The organism is Flammeovirga aprica JL-4 (assembly GCF_012844305.1).
GTDB classification, from domain to species: Bacteria; Bacteroidota; Bacteroidia; order Cytophagales; family Flammeovirgaceae; genus Flammeovirga; species Flammeovirga aprica.
On sequence record NZ_JABANE010000127.1, the window covers coordinates 1 to 22,193 of the forward strand.

Below are 22,193 nucleotides of genomic sequence, written 5' to 3' on the forward strand. Positions count from 1 at the left end.
GTACGCACGGTTCTGTGAGAGGGATAAATATGGGATAGACGTAGACTTATTCCATATTTACCCTACTTGATTGGCTTATTAGCATTCAAATAACACAACTCAAATCAAAAACTTCATAGTGTTACTTCAACTGAATGCTGATAACTGAACAATCACTTTTTATTCATAAGTAAGGGGAAAGTCCAATAGAAAGGAAGACTCTTGATTAATTAAGGTCTGTTGGATGATAATTAGTAGATAAAAATGCAATTTTTCTCTGTGGTCCATATATCTTAAAATTAGCAAAAGTAATAGCTCTTAAATTTCATGTGATTAATGTTAAAGGGTGATATATGTTAAAAAATGGATTGTTTTTAATGAAATTTTGCTTTTCACAATTCATTGTTATTGATGTTGTCGTGAATTATATTACTTTTGGTTAACAAGCTGTAAAACAGTTGTTATTAATGTTATCAATCTGTGCAAAAGTGTGTTTTTTAGTGGCTTTAAAAGCTTGTTATTTACACATTTTTCATGTTTTTTTTAAAAATTTATTTTTTAACCCTATACATTTGAATTGTCACAGAGACGCTTTAAAGAAATCTAATTCTGTTTAGTTTATTGGAGCACTTTTTTAATCTGACGTAATTGAAATGAAGTACATATTATACCTACTATTAACAGGCTTTTCGGCGAGTATATTCGCACAGAAAGCAGACAGACCTAATATTATTTTTATAATGTCTGATGACCACGCATTACAAGCGGTGAGTGCATACGGACATGAAGTTTCAAAAATTTCCCCTACTCCTAACATTGATCGCATAGCTAATGAAGGTATTAAATTCGATCAGAGTTTTGTAACCAATTCTTTATGTGGCCCTTCAAGAGCTACAATGTTGACAGGAAAGTACAGTCATAAGAATGGTTTCAGAGCCAATACAGATAAGTTTGATTCTTCTCAACAGACTTGGATTAGCTTATTGCATGATGCGGGGTATACAACAGGAGTGATTGGAAAGTGGCATTTAAAGAGTACGCCGAAGGGGTTTGATCACTGGAATATCTTAAACGATCAAGGAGAGTACTACAATCCTGATTTTATTTCAAATGGCGATACGACCTATGTAGAAGGGTATACAACGGATTTGGTGACGGATTATTCTTTAGATTGGATCAAGGAACAGAAAGATGCAGATAAGCCCTTTGCTTTATTAATTCACCATAAAGCACCGCATAGAAACTGGATGCCACCGATTCGTTATGCAAATGAATTTGACAATGTGGAGTTTCCAGTGCCAGACAATTACTTTGATGATTATGAAGGACGTCAAGCGGCATCAGAACAGGAAATGGTGGTGTATAAGGATGCTCAAGAAGGACATGACTTGAAAATGTCAGTGGCTGTAGGATCAGACGAGTGGAGAAAAGACATCTGGCCTCATCTATTCGATAGGTTAACCGATGTACAGAAAGAGGCTTGGTTTAAGGCTTACCGTGCTAAAAATGATAAAATGAATGCTTCTCAAATGACGGAAAAAGAGATGGCATTATGGAAATACCAAAGATATTTACAAGACTATTGTGCGACTGTGAAAGCGGTCGACGAGAATGTCGGTCGCGTGTTAGACTACTTAGATGAACAAGGTTTGACGGAAAATACCATTGTAGTGTATACTTCTGATCAAGGATTTTACTTAGGTGAACACGGTTGGTTCGATAAGCGATTTATGTATGAGGAGTCGTTTAAAACGCCATTAGTGATGCGTTATCCAAAAGCAATTAAGGCGGGAAATACGGCTCAGGCAATGGTACAGAATATTGATTACGGACCAACCTTCCTTGACTATGCAGGCGTTACAATTCCTGAAGATATGCAGGGGAAATCGTTGAAAACAGTGGCTGAGAAGGGGAAAACACCGAAGGATTGGAGAAAATCAGTATACTATCACTATTACGAATACCCTGGTTTCCATATGGTAAAAAGACAGTACGGCGTGAGAACGGACAGATATAAATTGATCCACTTCTATAATAATATCGACACTTACGAATTTTATGATCTAAAGAAAGATCCTTCTGAAATGAATAACCTGATTGATGCTCCTGAGTATCAAGACGAAATAGCGTCATTGAGAGAAGAATTGGCTCGTTTGATGAAAGAAGCTGAGGAACCGCCTTATGAGTCGTGGAAGAATACGGATTATCGAAAAGAGGCTAGAATGAGGAGGTTGAAGGAGAAGAAAATGAAGGCACAATCAAAAACAAAATAATTCAATAACATCACATTCACTATCTATATGTTTTTATCCTATTTTGCTATACTAATAACACTGTTGACTTCTTTTGGTGAGCCTGTCACTGATAAGAAAAAGAAGCTGGCAGATGAAGAAAAACGTTTTGAAGAAGACGTAAGAATCTTTAATGAAACACATGAAGCTACCTTCCGCTATTTTTGGGAATGGGCACATCCTGTATCGGGATTGACACCGAGAAGGTCATTGAAAAACAAACGATATGATATTGGTATTGGAGCTTCGGGCTTTGGTATTCAAGCGATTATTGTTGGGGCTCACAGAGGTTGGGTGACAAGAGAAGAAGTGGTGGATCACCTTTTGAAAGTGACGGATTTCTTAGAAAATAAAGCCGTTAGGTACCATGGAGTATTTCCTCATTTGATTCATGGGGAAACAGGACAGCTAATCAAATTTGCTGGTCAGGATGGTGCTGATATTCAGGAGACTTCCAACATGATGATGGGCCTTTTGGTAGCAAGAGCTTATTTTGATAAAAATACACCAAAGGAGAAGCAGTTAAGAGAAAATATTACAAAACTTTGGGAAGCGGTAGATTATACTGTACATGAATACCAAGACGGTTTATGGTGGAATCACTCTGATAATCAGGAAGAAAACAACGGTTTGAAGCTGTTGATGAAAGGCTACAATGAGGCAATGACAAGTTATGCGCTTGCTTTAGGTCATCCTAAGCATGCCATTAAAAAGTCTTCGTACCAAGCGTATGTCAACGGAAAGAACTTTGTCAATGGTAGAAAATACTTCGGTTATACATTGGACTTAGGAAAGCCGAAAGGCGGACCGTTGTACTTGGCACAGACGCCTTTTGTGACCATGGACCCTAGAGATATGCAAGACCAATACACATTTTATTGGACAAGAAGTATCGCTCATTCATTGATCAATTGGACGTATTGCTTCAAGTTTGCTCCGGAGGAATACGGTTACTCTCAAGAAGATTGGGGATTGACAGCTTCACAAATTCCAGGAGGCTATAATAACAGAGCGGGTCCTTCAAAAGATAAAGGTGTGATTGCGCCGTCGGGTGCTTTAGGCGTATTTCCTTATGTGCCATATCAGTCCATGATGGCATTGAGAAACTTCTATGAAAATCATAAAGAAGGACTTTGGGACAAGTATGGATTCAAAGATGCGTATTCGATCAAAGATAATTGGTATTCAGATCGTTACTTAGGTTTGGATCAAGGTAGAACGGTTATTATGATGGAAAACTACCGCAGTGGTTTGTTTTGGGAATTATCAAAGAAGATTCCTGAATTACAAGTCGCAAAAGAAAAGATGGAGATTCATTCTCCAGACCATAAAACAGGATTTCCACTAGCAGTAAAAGAGAATATATCACAAAGAGTACAATTAATTCGACATCCTGAATTGAAAGCTTATCATCTGGATTATTTCTTAGAAAATAAAGGAAAAGTGAGCTTTGAATTTGAAACTATAAATGGTGTAGTGACTACTTTATTTCCCTCTAAATCTAAATCAAAAGGAATGCATCAATTGGTCTTCAATAAAGGACAGTTCCTTTCGGGCACTAAGGGAAAAATTATGATGAAAATTGACGGTAAACTAGCAAACGAACTAGCAGTACAACTTTATTAATGGTAATAGCATGAAAAAATTATTAATTACAGTAGTAGGCTTATTGATTAGTCAGGTGATGTGTGCACAAGACTATTCGAAACAAGTGGAGAAATTACTGAAGAAAATGACCCTCGAAGAGAAAGTAGGGCAAATGACGCAGTTTACTTCTTCCAGCGATGTAACGGGTCCGACATTGAGAGACAATGTGGAGAAAGATGTAAAGGCTGGACATGTAGGTTCTTTGTTTAATGCCGTTTCTGCGGAGTATACAAGAGAATTACAGCAGATGGCAGTTGAAGAAACACGTTTGGGGATTCCGTTATTATTTGGTTATGATGTGATTCATGGCTTTAAAACGATCTTCCCGATTCCGTTGGCAGAAGCAAGTTCATTTGACTTGGAGATGATCAAAGGAGCGGCGAGAGTAGCGGCAGAAGAAGCATCAGCGGCAGGTATTCATTGGACGTTCGCTCCTATGGTGGACGTGAGTAGAGATCCACGTTGGGGTAGAGTGATGGAAGGTGCTGGCGAAGACACGTATTACAACAGTGTGGTAGCTAAAGCAAGAGTAGAAGGTTTTCAAGGAGATGACTTATCGGCTACCAATACGGTTTTGGCTTGTGCAAAGCACTTCTTGGCCTACGGAGCGGCACAAGGTGGTCGTGATTATCATACGGTTGATATGTCGATGCAGACGTTACATGATGTTTACTTACCGCCTTTCAAAGCGTGTGTGGACGCAGGTGTAGAAACATTTATGACGTCATTCAATGAAATCAATGGAACTCCAAGTACTGCCAATCCTTATTTATTCAAAGAAATTTTGAGAAATCAATGGGACTTTAAAGGAATGGTAGTGACGGATTACACAGCCATCAATGAATTAATTCCTCATGGCATCGCTGATAATTTACAATCGGCAGGCGAGTTGGCAGTCAATGCAGGTATTGATATGGATATGGAAGGTGCAGTTTTCTTAAATACTTTGGTGAAAGCAGTCAAGGAGCATAAAGTATCAGAAGAAACGATTGACGAAGCGGTAAGAAGAATCTTAACGGTGAAGTTCAAATTGGGCTTATTTGATGATCCTTACAAATACTGTAATGCAGAAAGAGAGGAAAAAGTAACGCTTTCAGCAGATTTTAAGCACAAAGCAAGATTAGCAGCACAACGTTCTATCGTTTTATTGAAAAATGAAAATCAGACCCTTCCGATAACATTAAGTAATACGAAAAAAATAGCTTTGATTGGTCCATTGGCCAAAAGTAGAAAAGATGTTTTGGGTGGATGGAAAGCAAAAGGTTCTCCTAAGAATGCTCAATCACTTTTTGAAGGCATGAAACACGCGACAGCTGGCAAAGCAGAGTTGCTTTATGCAAAAGGTTGTAAGTTAAGCGGTGAAGATAAATCAGGGTTTGAGGAAGCATTGGAAGTCGCAAAAAAAGCAGATGTAATTGTATTGGCAATTGGTGAGTCAAGAGTGATTTCTGGTGAGGCGAAAAGTAGATCTGATATTTCAGTGCCGGGTGTACAGACGGACTTGTTAGCACATTTAAAACAAGCTGGAAAACCTATTGTAGTCGTTTTGATGAACGGTAGACCGCTGACTTTAGAAAGAGAAGACGAACTAGCGGATGCATTACTAGAAACGTGGCACTTGGGCACAATGGCAGGACCGGCTATTGCAGATGTGATTTTCGGTGGTTACAACCCTTCTGGAAAACTGCCAATGACTTTTCCAAGAAACGTAGGTCAAATTCCAATTTTCTATAATGTAAAAAACACTGGTAGACCTTTCAATCCAGAAAAACCTTCAGGTTATAAATCTACTTACTTGGACGTACCCAACACTCCACTTTATGCTTTTGGATACGGTTTGAGTTACACAAAGTTCGAGTATTCTGAAATCAAAATGTCTTCAAAATCAACAGATAATGAAATCACTGCTTCTGTTGAAGTGAAAAATGTTGGAGACTATGACGGAGAGGAAGTGGTGCAGTTATATGTACAAGATGTGGTAGGAAGATCGACAAGACCATTGAAAGAACTGAAGGGTTTTGAGAAGATTTTCTTGAAGCAAGGAGAGACTAAAACAGTCACTTTCAACATCAAAAAAGAAGACTTGACCTACTTCCGTTGGGATATGAGCGAAGGGGTGGAAGCTGGAGATTTCAATGTCTATATCGGCACAAGTTCTGATCATGTGAAAATGGCTTCATTTACTTTGACAGAAGGATTTGAAGTAGGAAAAGGTAATCCGGTCAAATCAAAATAAAGTATTGCTTGCGGGTACCATAACTGAAGTTATGGGCAGGTGATATGGATTCCAATAACACTGAAGTGTTGTTTCCATTTATAACCTTTAAGACTTCAGTCTTGATTAGGTTGAGGTATCACCTGCCCATAGTTTTAACTATGGTACACAAAACACAGACTCGATTATATGGGGCCACAAAATCTCCACAAAACACATTTACAACACGAAATTACACAACTACATAAAACCTGTTTGATACAACCAAAAACATCAAGCAATAACTTCTAATTAAAACGTTACACAATCTATTTACTGAAATGAAAAGAAACTACTTTATAATTTTTCTATCCTTATGGATCCTTTGCTCTTGTACCCAAGAGAAAGAGGACCTGTACGTCGGTCAGCCCAAAGACCTAAGGTATGCAGGGGTGGCGGACTACAAATGTGGTGATTTTTATACCACCTATCAGCCTTCCGTATTTACAGGAGGAGGAGAAGCGGAATTTAAGATTACAAATGTGGTCAATGCTTCAGGAGAAGCGGTAGAAGTGACCAAAAATTTCTCTATTGACCCTTATAATGGGGTGATCTCATTCTTAGAATACAACGACTTACTGCCTGGTGATTATACATTTGATATCGCAGTTGCAAATGCTATTACAGAAGTGAATTTCCAAAATGTATTATCATTTGAAGCACATCAAGTGGAGCCTAGCGGATTATATTACCTTCCGAATTTATACTCCACTTACGGTAATAATATGGAATTTTCAACAGCATTGCCCAATGTAAAAGGTGGAGGTCCATATACTTACAAATTGAATAATCACACGGATGTTTTCATGATTGACGCCACAACAGGAAGCATTCATTTAGCCAAAGAATACACTATTGGTGATGATGAGTTCAAGGAATTTAAGTTAGATGTTGCCGTAGAAAATGCACAAGGCGAACAAGTGCAAGAGAGCATCATGGACATTGAAGTATTAGGAGCGAATATTGGTCAATTGCTATTTCATGGCATCGCAATCCAAGCTGATAGTGAAGATTATGGATTACAAAACCTAAAGTCAACGAATTATTTTGGTACAGTGACCAAAACGCTTTTAGGAGAAGAATACACCACTGTATTGAATGATTCAGTCAATAACTCAAAGTTTGTAGGAGAAACATGGAGAAGAGCATGGTCGGGGCAGACCTTCCCTTATCAGCAAGAAAATGGAGTGATTACAGATAGAGTTTTTGCAGGTTATTGGTCAGATGGAGAAGAGTCAAGAAGTTTTCTTACATCAGAAACCATTGATTTGAGTGATTTTACGCAAGATGCTTATATCGAAACTTCAGGACTTTGGAGATACAGTGGTGGAGCTGAACATGCCAATCAGCACATTAGTGTAGCGGTGGTTGATGCAACGGAATTGGATGAGGAATTTCCTGCCGATGCGGAGTGGGAGATTTTAGAAAATGATATTTCGGACCGCTTTATTCAATTCCCATCGGATGGGATCATCAAAGAAATAGACTTAAAACTGAATGGATCTTTAGAGGTTCAAATTCCAGAAAAATACTTGGGCAAGCAGATTCAAGTGGCGCTCATTGCTGATTTCTTAAACCCAGAAATCGGAGCATTAACAAGAAGGTTTTATGTACACGAACTTCAAGTAAGAGCAAAATAATGAAGAGGATTATGAAACAAGTTACTTACAAATATATATTCATCTTATTGGCTTTGGTATGCTCACTCTCTGTTCAAGCACAAGAAGAAACAGAAGAAAAACCAAAGTTTGTAAGAGTGACAGGTATGGTGTTGGATCAGGAAGATGATCTGCCTATTCCGGGAGCAAGTATTTTGGTGGAAGGCACAAAACACGGTACAGCTTCTGATTTTAATGGAAAATATTCTCTCCGCGTAAGAGAAAATGCTACATTATCGGTTTCTTTTATTGGTTATCAAACGAAAAGCATTAGCGTTGAAGGAAGAAAAGAGATTGTTGTGCACCTCAAAACAGATGTGGAAGTTTTGGATGAATTGGTAGTCATTGGTTATGGTAAGCAAGATGCGAAAGAGGTATCGGGTTCCATTAAATCAGTGGTGATTGATGACGAAATTGCTTCCATGCCAGCCGCTTCTTTTGATCAGCTGTTGCAAGGACGTATGGCCGGTGTACAGGTTTACTCTGGTGAAGGCGGACCGGGACAGGCCATGAATTTTGAAATCAGAGGAACGAATACCATCACGGGTACATCAAGTCCATTATATGTCATTGATGGATTTCCGTTGGATGATCCCACTTTATTTAGTTTAGACCCTTCGGATATTGAGCGTGTAGATGTATTAAAAGATGCTTCCGCAACGGCAATTTATGGATCGAGAGCTTCTAACGGTGTAATTCTGATCACGACCAAACAAGGTACATCAGGGAAACCCACCGTTACTTTTAATACAAAAGTGGGAATGTCGCAAGTGCCCGAAGAGCGTATTATCAAAACCTTGGGACCTCAAGAGTACGTGGAAGTACAGCACGATATAGGAGGAGGAGACCCTTGGGGAGAGGCTTCAAATTACACAGACGAAGATTATACAAACTGGCAAAAAGAAATTTTCCGTCAGGCCCCTTTCCAAAACTATACTTTATCACTGAAAGGCGGTTCTGATCAGACAAAAGTATTTACTTCATTGGGTTATGTCAACCAACAGGGTACGTTATTGAACTCAAGTTTTGAGCGTTTAAATGGACGTTTGAAATTGGATCAAAGTATTGGAAAGCTAGTGGATATGAGTTTGAATTTGAATTATGCCAACTCCAAGCATAACGGAATGAAAACCTCTACGGCACAAGTCTCAGCCATCAAATCGGCTATTATGTTCAGACCGATGTTACCTAAAAATGGCAAATTAGAAGACGAAGATGAGCTAAGTGCAGGGTTTTATCCACCAACACAAACGCTGAATAATACGGACCGTGAAAGTGAAGTAGATGCCTTGCAGACCAATATCAATTTCACCTTGAATTTGGCAAAAGGATTAAAATTCAGAACACAAGTAGGCTATCAGGTCAATGTAAATAATGGCAGAACATTTTTCAATACAGGCACCAATCAAGCCGACAGAAGCGGTGCAGGCATCAACGGTACATTAAGTGCATCAAAAACAGAGAATTTCCTGAATGAAAATGTGTTGTCGTATAGCTTAAATAAGAACGGGCATCATATAGAAAGCATCGCAGGTTTATCTTTTCAAAGCACAAAACGTTTCAATCAGCAATCATCAGCAAGTCAATTTCCTTTGGATGATTTAGGGTGGAACAATATGGGAATTGCCAATGTAGCTCAAATGCCAGGATCGTCAGCCACTCAGCAAAATTTGATGTCGGGTTTTGGTAGAATCTCTTATTCGTATAAAAATAAATACATCCTGACGGCTTCGCTAAGAGCAGACGGTTCATCAAGATTTAAAAAAGGAAATCGCTTCGGTATTTTTCCGTCAGCCTCTGCCGCTTGGAGAGCAGGAGAGGAAGAGTTTGTAAAGAATCTGGGTGTTTTTGATGAATTAAAATTCAAAGTTGGTTTTGGTACTACGGGTAATAACAGAGTTAGTGATTTTGATTTCTTACCGACAGTAGGTGTAGCTTCAGGCTATTATTTTAATAATTCATACACTGCTGCTTTCTACCAAAAACAATTGGCCAACACGGACCTGAAATGGGAAACCACTCAGCAATTCAATGTAGGTACAGATATGGGATTCGTTAAAAATAGAATCTTACTGGATGTAGAATACTACTATAACTTGACTGATAATCTTTTGTTCAATGGTAGAGTAGCCCCTTCAACTGGGTACAATAATGTGAAGCAAAACATTGGTGCGGTATCCAACCAAGGATTAGAATTCTCTTTAAATACCGTCAATGTAAAAACGAAAAACTTCCAGTGGTCTACTAACTTCAACATCTCTTTTAATAGAAGTGAAATCAGAAAACTTTCTTACGGAGAAGACTACAGGTTGTATGACCCGAATGTAGGCGGAATGTTCTCAGGAGAGTTGTATTATGGACTTTTTGTAGGTCAGCCAATGACGCAGATGTACGGTTACAGATATGATGGAATGTATCAGGTAGATGATTTTATCAAGAGTGCTGACGGAAGTTTGACGTTGAAAGAAGGCGTACCGGAATTCTACTCTCAAACAGGAGAAGTAAGACCGGGGCATCCAAAATACCGTGATTTGAATGGAGATGGACGCATTGATGAAAATGACAAAGAAATCATCGGTGACCCAAACCCGGATTATTATGGTGGCTTCTCCAATACTTTTACTTACAAAAACTGGGACTTGAGCATTTTATTAACGTGGTCAGTAGGACAAGACGTTTTCAATGGCAACAATGCTGATTTTGGCGTGGTAGGAAGCCAAAGAGGTAGAAACTATTTGGAGCAAGTAGCCAATAGATGGTCTTATGACAACCCTATTGTAAGTGGTGTTTGGGCAGTGCCAGGACCGGGATTAGAATATACCTATCAGCAGGTTTATGGAGGACATCAGATGAGTGATTTCTTTGTGGAAGATGCTTCTTTCTTGAGAATCAAAAACATCACATTAGGTTATAAAGTGAATAAGCAGTTTTTGAAGAAACTGAAAATAAAATCATTCAGAGTGTACGGATCAGTGGATAACTTATGGGTATTTACCAATTACTCAGGCTATGATCCAGAGGTGTCTGTAAGAAGTCAAGCTATGTACAGAGGTATTGATTACTCTTCTTATCCAGCCTCACAATCCGCTATCCTTGGTCTTCAAGTATCCTTCTAACTGACAGAGAAATGAAAAGATTTAATTACATATTATTCATCATTATCACTACACTGAGTGCATGTTCGTATTTGGATTTACAACCCAAAGATGAGCTGACTAGAGATAATTTTTATAAAAACGACAAAGAAGTAAAATTGGCTTTGTCAGGTGTTTACGCACAACTGCAAACACAGTATGCTGAAGATCTTTCGATTTGGCTAAACGTGGGAACAGATGAGATGCTGTACAGAAGAGCTACTTTCGGAAAAGAATTGAGTCGAATGTCTTACAACGAATCAGACACAGACTTGGCAAGAATCTGGAAAAATGGCTACAAAGCAATCAATATCGCCAATGATTTTATCGGTACCATGTCTGAGCTCGATACGGTGCCTAACCTTAGAAGAGCAGACCACGATTTGATGCTTGGTGAAGCGAAGGTATTAAGAGCCTTATTTTATTTTAATATGGTCAGAATGTGGGAGCATATTCCATTGCGTTTGGATCACTTCACAGACATCAATGGCAATTTGGAGAGCTTGAACTTACCTAATACTCCAGCTACAAAAATCTACAATCAAATTGTAGCGGACCTTGAGGCTTCATTGGAATTGATGAACGAACGCCCTAAAGAGTACGGAAGAGTTTCGAGACAGATTGCACACGGTATTTTGGCAAGAGTATTTTTAAACATGGCAGGGGCGAGAATTCAAGGTGGTGACTTTGGGATTGATTACTGTTTGAATAAAGTGGTGGAACATACCAACGCAGTAGTGAACTATGGTTACCATGGTCTTTTGACAGAATATGAAGAGGTTTTCTTAAATGAAATCAAGGGACTTCGAAATGATGTGGAAGTGATGTGGGAAGTAGATTTCACGATCTCAGACAGTAGAAACTTAGGAGGAAGAATTGGTAATTTCAATGGTGTGCAAATCAGTTTTACCTCCGGTCGTCAACCTTTCGCCACTGCCAACAGTTACATTGCACCAACTATGCACAACGCACTGTACAGTGAAACAGACACCAGAAGAAACTGGAATTGTGCCGACTTTAGTTTCAATAATATTGGGGATGTTTATTACCCTGAATTCACGAATAATGAATTGAGATGGTACCCAGGAAAATGGAGAAGACTGGACTTAGGAAGAGATTATGAAGGTGAATTAGATGGTACAGCTGAAAGTTTAGAAATGGGAGTGATCAACAAGGATAAAACCTCTATTAATTTCCCATTGTTACGCTACAGTGATGTATTACTGATGAGAGCAGAGGCATTGTATATTTTAAGGGGCGTCAATGAACAATCCAATTTGGATGTGGAGGCTGTAAGAAATAGAGCATCGGCAGGGACATTGGAAGAAGGATTGTTGCAAGTGGATGGTGATTTTATGAAGCTGATTCAAGAGGAACGCCGAAGAGAACTTTGCTATGAAGGACACCGAAGATTTGACTTGGTACGCTGGGGAATTCTAGTGGAAACCATGAGAGGGGTAAGTGAAAACATCAGAGCAAACCCGAATTTCAGAGAATCGCATGAAATACAATTGGTGAATCCAGGAGAAAGAGCGGAAGAGAAGCATTTGGTGTTCCCAATTCCTTCGGATGAATTGCAGATCAACGTGAATATTAAACAGCACAACCTTTGGTAAACAGAATTGACATGAAAAAATTACTATTAAATATAATGGCAATAATGAGTTTCACCGCATGTTTAACAGAGCATAACGTAGACCTCACTTTACCGCCCGAAGCTCCTCAAACTTTATTATATCATCAAAATGATGTAGTAAAACCATTCACAGTAGCCTTTGAAGGAGTGGCACCAGAGACAATGGCAGAAGGAGTGTTGAGTTATGATATTTCAAAAGTGACATTACTTCAACCTTCAGACACTACCGTGGTGGAAGACAGTATCAACCCTTTTACCATCAATCATGAAACGGGCGTGATTCAATACATTCCTCATGATTCTACAAAGTTGGGAGCATATTTGATTGATGTGATCCTTAATAATGAAGTGGGAACCACAGAATTTACACAAGCCTACAGAACACTTTTGGAAGATTGGAGGCCGAAGGTAATTGTTGATACAGAAGACAATAATATCGAACTTCTGATTGATAATACAGGCCAACCACTTTCTTCGGTTGTGTTGGAAGTAGCTGTTGAACTAGAGAGATGCGAAACATCAGATGTGAAAATAGACATTGCTCCCGCACTTCCTGAGGGGACACAATTGTTGTTACATACAAGTGGCTATTTGTATTTTACAGGACCTGTTGACAAGACAAGCTATACAGTGGTTTTATCTGCAAAAAATGAATTTGGAGCATCTCAGGCAAACCCTACACTACATTTCCATACACAAGTGGCTTCATCAGTTGAAAGACCATTATTTGAAATGGAGTTGACTTCCAATTACAAGCCAGATGGATTAAGTGAGTTTGAATTTGAGGGCATGTTCTTCAAACAAATCTCAGGACCGGAAATCACTTCTGCTTCTACGTGGTGGAACATCAACCGTGAAAGAAATAACCACCCTAATCAAGATAGAAGAGAGAACTTTATAACAAGATGCTATGCAAGAACGATAGAATCTAACTCTCAATCAGAACACATCATGGTTCCTCTCGCTTCTTTTGACGCTGAAAATCTTCAATCGATTATCACAGAAACAGGTGTGATTTTTAATACTGGAGTGGATATTACAGGAGATCAAAGAATTGAAATCAGAGTAGTGGGTGAAACAGAATACAATGAAGCAATCGCCAATAATGATGTGGCTTCAAGAATAGATAATTGGTCATTGGTGTACACTACAGCAGAGCATGAAAGAACTGAAAAAGGCTGGTTCTTCGTTCATCACACTGCAGATGAAGGTGTGAAAATCAATGATACAAAATTGAAAGTAGTAGTCCTTTATAGACATATGGGCGAGAGCAACAGTGGTTATATGGGATTGGATCAATTGAAGGTTTCCGGCAGGTATTTACTCTTTGATTAGATGAATACAATACTATGTTTCAAGTGTTAAGCGAGAGCGTCACTTGGAACTGGACATTGGCGAAGTCTCCCGACTTCGAAAGACAATTTTGACTTGTTGGTTAGAAGTCAGGAGACTTTGCCAATGATGAATCACAAGTGACGCCTAACGGCTTAACACTTGCGATATTGGAAGTTTTTCAATGAATGAAGAAATGAAAGAATAATGAAAAAGTTACATCGAAATATCATTACAATCATCGCTTTTATTTTGGCGACTCCGCTGATGCTTTCAGCGGAAGTACGCCCCAGTGAAGTGGTGATTGGACTCGACGACACCATGCAACAACAACTGTTGAACTTGGAAAGTATTCCCTATTGGAAAGACAGCACACGCTTGATCTCCTATGAGGAACTATTGGTCAGGAATCCGAAATTCGATGTAACGGATCATTATTCAAAAGCCGATTATGACAACGATGCCAACTATTGGTTGAAGTTTAAAGTCAATATTGATCACAACAGTGCGAAGCATTGGATCATTGAAATCTACGACCAGAAAATTCAAGAGATCTTCGTTTTCCTTCCATTACTGGACGGTACACTGAAAAAGGAAATTATGGGGGCATCTCATCCTTATGAGAAGAGAATGTACGATCATAAAAACTTTGTGATTCCATTGACTCATGATATTGATTTTTCAAAACCGATTTACGTCAAGGTCAATAGCAACAAGAAGGTAGACCTTCATATGAACTTCAGAAGCATCAATAGATTTGTGCAGTATTCTACCAAAGAATACCTATGGTTTGGCTTACAGTATGGTGCTTTTATCATTATGGCGGTGTACTCACTTTTGCTTTGGACGAGTATCCGAGATTTCAAATACATCGCCTATATCGGGCATATTGTAGTGGTGTGTTTGTACAGTATGACGAATGACGGTGTGGCTTTCCAGTTTTTATGGCCCAAAACGCCGGGTATCAATACCTTTATCAATGCTTTTCTGAGCTTTGCAGTCTCTGTAACTGTGACCAATTTTATCAGAGAAGTAGTCGATAAAAAACTCTTGACCCGACCTTATCATATTGGCATCAATATCCTTTTCGGCATTCAGTTTTTGGTGCTTGTATTGACCATTATGGGCGAAGTACCGGCAGAAGGAAGGCTCTCATTGAGCATCACATTGCCAGTGCTTTTAGTGGGTTTGGTGAGTATCTATCGCAAATCAACGATGTCGCCTTATTATATCATAGGCATCAGTTTCCTTTTGATAGGATGTATCGTCTGGTATTTGAAATGGTACGGCATCATTCCTCATAACTTCTTCACTTTTTATGGATTCAGAATGTCTGTTATTGCCGAAATGCTTGCCTTCTCTTTCGCCCTTTATGACACGTTACGTCTTTTGAAAGAAAGCGAACACCAAGCACAGCGTAAGCTATTGAATCAGCAAAGAATAACGGAGTTGATGCACGAACAGGTGATCGAAGAGCAGAAAAAGAACATTGAGTTGAGTAATAAAGTCAATGAAGAATTGGAGCAAAAAGTGAAGGAAAGAACGGATGAACTGCAGAAAAGAGAAATTCAGTTGGAAGAATTGAACCAACAGCTTTCACAAAGAGCGGAGAAGCTGGGCAAAACCAATTATAAGCTCGATGTCACGAATTACAACTTGAAAGATGAAATCAAGAAAGTCATTGAAAAGCGTTTTGTCAACTCGGTGGTAACGATTACAGAGTTCCAAGACCTCTTCCCTGATGCTACAGCATGTAAGCGTTATTTGGCAAAGCAAAAGTGGAGCAATGGTTTTAAATGCAAGCAATGTGGCAATTGTTCAGGTTCCAAAACAGGACAGACGTTTACGATGCGTTGTACAAAATGCGGTTACGTGGACTCGGTGACAAGTAATACCGTTTTCCATGGCGTGAAGTTTGACCTGACCAAAGCCTTTTACCTTTCTTACATCACTTTATACCAACCTGACGCCTACCGCAATATTGAGTTGAGTGAGATGCTGGACATGTCGAGAAATACGATTTCAAAATTCAAAACCAAAGTGAAGGAAGCGAAAGAGAACAAATTACTCATTCCGAATTTTACAATAGAAGAAAATAACACGATTGAAATAGAAGATAAAAAGCAAGCCTAATGAAAGAGGTACTTATAAAAATACTATGGTTTTTGATGCTAACAGGAAGTACTTCCCTAGCACAAAACCGCCCCAATTTTTTAATCATAGTGGCCGATGATTTGGGGTATGCAGATGTGGGTTATCACCATTTAAGCAAAGATATTCCTACAGAAAACATTGATAAACTAGCGGAAAAGGGCGTAGTCTTCAAAAATAGCTACGTCACGGCTCCCGTTTGTGGTCCTTCACGCGCAGCGCTATTGACGGGAAGCTATCAGCAGAGATTTGGTTTTAAAGACAATCCAGGACCTTTCCGTCCTTCTCCAGAAGTGGTGCCGGGGATTTCAGATCAATTCCCCACTATCGCGGAAAAATTACAGGAGAAGGGGTATGCGACTGTAGCCATTGGAAAGTGGCATTTGGGAGGACAAGAGGATCGAAATTATTTACCACTTCAAAAAGGATTTGACCATTATTATGGCTTTTTGGGTGGTGCTTCTTCCTATTATTTTGAGGACGAATGCTCTCAGTTTTTTATGGAAGATGATCAGCCTATCAAAACACCAAAGACCTATCTGACGGATTTATTTGGTCAAAAGGCGATAGATTATATTGATGAACATGATCAAAAACAACCCTTCTTTATGTACTGGGCCCCTAATGCCGTTCATACGCCATTGGAAGCTCCTCAGGAAGTATTGGCAAAGTTTGATCACATCAAAGATCCTAACCGTAGAAAGCTGGTGGCCATGCAGTATGTCATGGATCAGAACATCGGTAAAATCATCAAAAAACTAAAAGAAAAAGAGATTTACGACAATACAGTAATCGTTTTTATCTCTGATAATGGAGGGAAGCCGGGAGACAATTATTCTTTGAATTTACCATTGAATGGTGAAAAGGGAACATTGTATGAAGGCGGAATCAAAACGCCTTGCTTGATACATTTTCCAGCTCAATTACCGAGCGGAAAAACGTATGATCCTATGGTATCAAGCATGGACATCTACCCAACATTATTATCATTTGCGGGCATTCCTCTTCCAAAACATATTGATGGTGTCAATTTAATTCCATTTGTCACCACGAATAAAAATCAGCCCCATCAACAATTGTTTTGGAAGAATGCCAACAAATGGTGCGTCCGTCAAGGGGATTGGAAGCTATTCTATGATCAAAAAGCCAAAAAGGAAAGGCTCTATCATATCAGTGAAGACCCTTATGAAAAGGAAGATTTGTATGACCAACATCCCGACAAAGTAAAAGACCTCAAAGGAATTTATGCTCAATGGGATAAAAACAACTCCAAAGTTGCTTGGGGTTGGAACCCTTCGGCAGTGGGGAAATACAAAGTACATAATCAGTTTACTTTTGAAGAAATCATCCCTGAGCGTTTTGAAAGTAAGCAGTTCCAGCAAGTCGAAGTCATTAAAAACCCCAAAAAACAAGGGTTGAATCAAAGTGAACATGTGTTAGTACTGGAAGACGGGGAACCTTCATCAAAAATCCGTGTTTCACATGCACCAATGTCGCCCAAAGAATTAGGGTACTGCCACTTGAAAATCTATGCTAAAAAAGCGACAGAAGTAGAAGTACACTTGAAATTAGGAGACGAAACGGAATTCAATCATCAAGTCCAAACGTATACGACAACAGGACAATGGCAGGATTTAGTCTTTGACTATTCCAAATTCAAAGGAAAGGTGAAAGGATTGGAAATTGTTTTCAAAGGAAAGAATTCAAAAATCTATGTAGACGATATATGGTGGAATAAAAACCCACAACCCATCACTGTCAATGATGCTTCAAAAGTAGAGCAAATCCAACTTTTCACCAGTATCAAAGACAAAAACAAAAAAATACTGACATGGAAATCCATCCCAAATGTAGACGCCTATGAAGTAAGGCATAAAGGGATAGTGATTGCAACAACAGTCAATCATTATGTTCAGATAGAGAAAGGCATTCCATTACGAGAGATCAAAGTGAAAGCTCGATCGGATCATAAACTCTGAAAGTATTTCTGTTTCAAGTGTTAAGCGAGAGCGTCACTTGGAACTGAACATTGGCGAAGTCTCCCGACTTCGAACCACAGACCAAATACATTTCGAAGTCAGGAGACTTCACCAATATAGAATCACAAGTGACGCCTAACGGCTTAACACTTGCGACATAAAAAAAGAATAAAAAGACATTCAATAATAATATCATGAAAAGCATCATCAATTTTAGTTTTTACTTATTAGTAAGCATTTTTTCCAGCGCATTATTCGCACAAAGTACCACACCAAACATCCTATTAATCACTGCTGATGACATGGATTTTAACTCCATCGGTGCCAACGGAAGTAAAGTAGAAGACATCACACCAAACATTGACAAACTTGCCTCACAAGGTATTCGATTTACAAATGCTCACGTTACAGTAGCCGTTTGTATGCCATCAAGAGGTGTAATCGGAACGGGCTGTTACCCGAACAACAGTGGTATGACAGGCTTTTTCCCATCAAAACCGGAAGTGCCTACATTGGCAGAGGAATTGAAAAAACAGAAGAACTATAAAACAGGTATCCTCGGAAAAGTAAAGCACTCTACACCGAAAAAAGTAGATAAATACGTGTGGGAATACGCTTTCGATTCAAAAGATTTAGGATCAGGCCGATCACCAAAACTATACAAATCGCACTTCAAGAAATTCTTGGAGCAAGCGAAATCAGAAAACAGGCCTTTCTTTATGATGGCCAACTCTCACGATCCACACCGTCCATTTTTCGTAGACAGTCCAAACTATGAAAGAAACGGCAGACAAAGACCATCAAGAATCTACAAACCGGAAGAAGTGGAAGTGCCAGGTTTCTTAACCGACATGCCAGAGGTAAGACAAGAATTAGCGAACTACTTCAGTTCAGTAAAAAGATGTGACGATACGGTAGGTGCATTATTAGAAGCACTGTCAGAAGCAGGTTTAGCGGAAAATACCATCATTATTTTCTTATCTGATAACGGTATGGCCTTCCCATTCGCCAAGTCTAACGTGTATTTACAATCCACAAGAACGCCATTTATGGTCAAGTGGCCGAACCATATTTCGGCAGGGCAAGTGAACGAAAAAGACATGGTTTCTATGGTCGACTTAATGCCAACACTTTTAGAAGCGACAGGCCTGGAGGTACCAGCTACATTAGATGGAAGAAGTTTCTTACCGATCTTAAAAGGAAAGAAACAAAAGGAAAGAGATATGATCTACACGCATTACAACGAAACATCAGGAAGCAAGGCTTTCCCAATGCGTGCCGTACAAACACACGATTTCTTGTACATCTTCTCACCGTGGGCAGTGGGTGGCAGACAGTACAAAACATCATCGATCAATGGGAAAACATTTACAGCCATGAAAACGGAAGCGGAAACAAATCCTGAAATGAAAGAACGTGTAGATTTCTGCCTTTTCAGAACCGTGACCGAATTCTATGATTTAAGAACTGACCCTAATGGTTTGAACAATGTAGCGGGTTCATCAAAATATGCCAAGAAACAAGCAGAGTTTGAGAAAGCGATGTTAGAGTATATGGAAAAAACAGATGACCCTATGTTGGACTTATACAACCACAAGGCAGATGAACAATATTTGATCTCTGCTACAGAGAAACATCAGGAGTACGTAAACGAGTTGAATCGCATCCGCAGAGCGGAAAAAAGAAAAGCAAGAGCAGAAGCTGGTGAAACAGGTAAGAAGAAAAACAAGAAAAAACAGGCACATTAATGCCTAAAAAACAGCCCTCACACTATCAATTTCGATGATTGTGAAAAAAAATCGATTTTTTAAAAATTTCGGTAGGGGTTTCAATAGTAAAATGCACTTCTATAGATGAAAAGGTAGTTAAGTAAAGTAATTTATCTTAGTAAATCAATCGTAGTGTACAATAGAGGTGATGTTCTGCATCACCTTTATTTTTTTGTCTCCATCTGTTTTTATTATAAGTTATAAACTTAAGCAATACTCAAGTTCGCAGTGACGCCTCTCGGCTTGACACGACGAACAGGGGGAAGTTAAAAGCGAAGATAATAATGCAATGATTAATAATTTTCTCATTGATGTTTAGCTCTAAAAGATTCAAACTCCATTTTTCCTGTTTTACTGTCCATCAGTTCTAAATTTGGTCGACCAGCAACAATACCCATTGAAATACTACACTTTAAATAATAGGTTCTTCCCATTTCAATGTTAATTGGTACTTCTGATTTCTTTTCAGTTTTTGCCCATATTGTATTTAGCCCTTCTTTTTTAATGTGAATTGTCGTTTTATAATTATTCTTTACTCGACAAATTACTGAATCTCCAAGGTATAAATCATAACCAATCATTGTACCCATACCATTGTATCTGTAAACATTCAGTATTGCATAATCAACATCTAATACTTCTTCATTTTTCTTTACAGGTGAATAGTTATCAATATTTTCAACTTTTAAAATATTAGCTGTAATTCTATGACAACTGCTGCCAAATGGAGAAGGCATTATATAATCAATAATCTTAATAGCATTTCCGCCTGCTTTTCGTGCTTCAATTTTAGCCTTCTCGATAACGGTGTTGTAGCTACAATTTGTAGTAAAACCAGTATCACCGATTTTTATCTGACCCAAAATTTCTGAATCACTTGGTTCAGGTTGGTTTAATCCCATAACAACAATTTCTTGTTTGTAATCTAAAGGAGGATATGACCTGTGAACGGTTGTCGAAATTTTAGGATTACAAGAACTGAGGAAAATTATAGCAGTAATAATTAATAAGCTATGTATAGTTTTCATTTTTGTGAATATTAATTTGTTGTATAAATTATCAATGTTTGTATACTGTGTTTTGGTCGCTAGTCTATTATTTAAAAATGCAGCTATAAAGCTTTATATTCTTTAATATCCCAACACCACTGAAGTTTGCTATATGATTGTTGAAAGATGGCTCGAATTTACATTTTAATGTATTACAAAACAATAAGCTTTTGAAAGAGTACAAGAGAGGTAGATTTTAAAAGAATTGTTATAAGTTACAAACTTAAACAATACTCAAGTTCGCAGTGACGCCTGTCGGCTTGACACGACGAACAGTGGAGAATCCATAGCATCCTCAATCATTTTTTCAAGCTCTTGATATGAAGCTTTTTTGTTTTGAAAGTTTATTGATATTTTTTATTCATTTATTTTGTGTTGTGGCTTACGAACCACTATGAATTGTAATTGTGGAGGCATTATCGACAATTTTTAGCTATTATTTGTTGTTGACTTTTTATTCTTTCATATATCTTGTATTTATCTAATTTTTCAGTTTCAACTAGGTTTTCATTTTTCACGAAATGATAAACACCTTCAAAAAGTTCTAGACAAACCCTTAAATACTCTTCTTCTATTTTCTTATTTCTAGCTTTTTCCAAATAAACTAGAGACCTTTTTATAAATAGGATTGCAACATCGAATTGTCTTCCTTGGAATAAGGATATTAGGTGATTGATATAAGATACAAATTCATACTCTGGTACATTTCTTCTAAAATATTTCTGAGGTACAATCTTGTTGATTCGTTCGATGTAGTAATCAACATATAAGCCTCTCGATGACCAGTTAAAACTTAAAAACTCGTCTAAATGCTCTCCATCTAAACCTGTCCATTCCTCATAGTACCCAACAGGAACATCGATATTTGATCCGTAAAGTTTTTTAGAGTAGATTTTAATCCTAGTAATTATTTTACTGTTGCCATTTCCATCAACATGGAACCCAAATCTTCCAAATTCATAAATCAATTCATCTTTATTATTTCCGGCTAAGATATCTATACCATCTTCATTATTTGATTCTATGCTGACATCTATTGCTTTATCTATTGAAGCCAAAGCATTTTCCTTTAAAGAGTACTTTTTAGCAAATTCTAATATTTGATTTTTAATATCCATTTAATAAGGTATTACAGAGTAGAAATAGATTTTTATATATAAAGTGAAAAGTTGATTATTTGTTATAAGTTACAAACTTAAACAATACTTATTAGTGATAGAGGTGATGTTCTGTATCACCTTTATTTTTGTTTGCCCTGCATGCAAACTATCCCGACAGCTTGAAAGAAAGCTGTTTCGCCCCTCGGAGGGAAGA

Annotated in this window: 12 protein-coding genes; 10 read left to right on the top strand and 2 right to left on the bottom strand. The window is 38.3% G+C overall.

Going from position 1 to position 22,193, the window contains the following annotated elements; all coding sequences use genetic code 11:
- Nucleotides 1-632 precede the first annotated feature (632 nt).
- The 10 genes from HHU12_RS28845 (at nt 633) to HHU12_RS28890 (ending at nt 19,809) form a co-directional block, all read left to right on the top strand.
- The gene (locus HHU12_RS28845) at nt 633-2,252 is read left to right on the top strand and encodes a sulfatase family protein (RefSeq protein WP_169660206.1); all 1,620 of its coding nucleotides are present in this window, start codon (nt 633-635) and stop codon (nt 2,250-2,252) included.
- A 27-nt stretch (nt 2,253-2,279) separates the two neighbouring features.
- Nucleotides 2,280-3,896: a glucoamylase family protein gene (locus HHU12_RS28850; protein WP_169660207.1), complete on the top strand. Its 1,617-nt coding sequence runs from the start codon at nt 2,280-2,282 to the stop codon at nt 3,894-3,896.
- A 10-nt stretch (nt 3,897-3,906) separates the two neighbouring features.
- A complete protein-coding gene (gene bglX / locus HHU12_RS28855) occupies nt 3,907-6,153 on the top strand; it encodes a beta-glucosidase BglX (RefSeq protein ID WP_169660208.1) in 2,247 nt (748 codons plus the stop codon).
- Nucleotides 6,154-6,452: 299 nt separating this feature from the next.
- Nucleotides 6,453-7,811, top strand: a complete 1,359-nt coding sequence (locus tag HHU12_RS28860; RefSeq protein WP_169660209.1) for a hypothetical protein — start codon at nt 6,453-6,455, stop codon at nt 7,809-7,811.
- Between the two features lie 11 nt (nt 7,812-7,822).
- Nucleotides 7,823-10,945, top strand: a complete 3,123-nt coding sequence (locus HHU12_RS28865) for a SusC/RagA family TonB-linked outer membrane protein (RefSeq protein WP_169660210.1) — start codon at nt 7,823-7,825, stop codon at nt 10,943-10,945.
- Between the two features lie 11 nt (nt 10,946-10,956).
- Nucleotides 10,957-12,579 (top strand): RagB/SusD family nutrient uptake outer membrane protein, encoded by a 1,623-nt coding sequence (locus HHU12_RS28870; RefSeq protein ID WP_169660211.1) that lies wholly within the window; start codon nt 10,957-10,959, stop codon nt 12,577-12,579.
- 44 nt (nt 12,580-12,623) lie between these two features.
- A complete protein-coding gene (locus HHU12_RS28875; protein ID WP_205960021.1) occupies nt 12,624-13,934 on the top strand; it encodes a hypothetical protein in 1,311 nt (436 codons plus the stop codon).
- Nucleotides 13,935-14,138: 204 nt separating this feature from the next.
- Nucleotides 14,139-16,064, top strand: a complete 1,926-nt coding sequence (locus HHU12_RS28880; RefSeq protein WP_169660213.1) for a 7TM diverse intracellular signaling domain-containing protein — start codon at nt 14,139-14,141, stop codon at nt 16,062-16,064.
- Nucleotides 16,064-18,061, top strand: a complete 1,998-nt coding sequence (locus tag HHU12_RS28885) for a sulfatase family protein (RefSeq protein WP_169660214.1) — start codon at nt 16,064-16,066, stop codon at nt 18,059-18,061. Before HHU12_RS28880 ends, HHU12_RS28885 begins: the two co-directional genes overlap by 1 nt.
- A gap of 194 nt (nt 18,062-18,255) precedes the next feature.
- Nucleotides 18,256-19,809 carry a sulfatase family protein gene (locus HHU12_RS28890; protein WP_169660215.1) on the top strand — a complete coding sequence of 518 codons (1,554 nt, stop codon included), beginning with the start codon at nt 18,256-18,258 and terminating at the stop codon, nt 19,807-19,809.
- A gap of 326 nt (nt 19,810-20,135) precedes the next feature.
- Here the strand turns inward: HHU12_RS28890 and HHU12_RS28895 are convergent, their stop codons facing one another.
- Both HHU12_RS28895 and HHU12_RS28900 read right to left on the bottom strand, forming a co-directional pair.
- Complete coding sequence (locus HHU12_RS28895) at nt 20,136-20,858, bottom strand: hypothetical protein (protein WP_169660216.1); 723 nt, start codon at nt 20,856-20,858, stop codon at nt 20,136-20,138.
- Nucleotides 20,859-21,295: 437 nt separating this feature from the next.
- A complete protein-coding gene (locus HHU12_RS28900; RefSeq protein ID WP_169660217.1) occupies nt 21,296-21,997 on the bottom strand; it encodes a hypothetical protein in 702 nt (233 codons plus the stop codon).
- Nucleotides 21,998-22,193: the final 196 nt, after the last annotated feature.

Coding starts and splice junctions, on each gene's coding strand:
- HHU12_RS28845 (WP_169660206.1), top strand. CDS start 633: ATGAAGTACATATTATACCTACTATTAACAGGCTTTTCGGCGAGTATA.
- HHU12_RS28850 (WP_169660207.1), top strand. CDS start 2,280: ATGTTTTTATCCTATTTTGCTATACTAATAACACTGTTGACTTCTTTT.
- bglX (WP_169660208.1), top strand. CDS start 3,907: ATGAAAAAATTATTAATTACAGTAGTAGGCTTATTGATTAGTCAGGTG.
- HHU12_RS28860 (WP_169660209.1), top strand. CDS start 6,453: ATGAAAAGAAACTACTTTATAATTTTTCTATCCTTATGGATCCTTTGC.
- HHU12_RS28865 (WP_169660210.1), top strand. CDS start 7,823: ATGAAACAAGTTACTTACAAATATATATTCATCTTATTGGCTTTGGTA.
- HHU12_RS28870 (WP_169660211.1), top strand. CDS start 10,957: ATGAAAAGATTTAATTACATATTATTCATCATTATCACTACACTGAGT.
- HHU12_RS28875 (WP_205960021.1), top strand. CDS start 12,624: ATGAGTTTCACCGCATGTTTAACAGAGCATAACGTAGACCTCACTTTA.
- HHU12_RS28880 (WP_169660213.1), top strand. CDS start 14,139: ATGAAAAAGTTACATCGAAATATCATTACAATCATCGCTTTTATTTTG.
- HHU12_RS28885 (WP_169660214.1), top strand. CDS start 16,064: ATGAAAGAGGTACTTATAAAAATACTATGGTTTTTGATGCTAACAGGA.
- HHU12_RS28890 (WP_169660215.1), top strand. CDS start 18,256: ATGAAAAGCATCATCAATTTTAGTTTTTACTTATTAGTAAGCATTTTT.
- HHU12_RS28895 (WP_169660216.1), bottom strand. CDS start 20,858: ATGAAAACTATACATAGCTTATTAATTATTACTGCTATAATTTTCCTC.
- HHU12_RS28900 (WP_169660217.1), bottom strand. CDS start 21,997: ATGGATATTAAAAATCAAATATTAGAATTTGCTAAAAAGTACTCTTTA.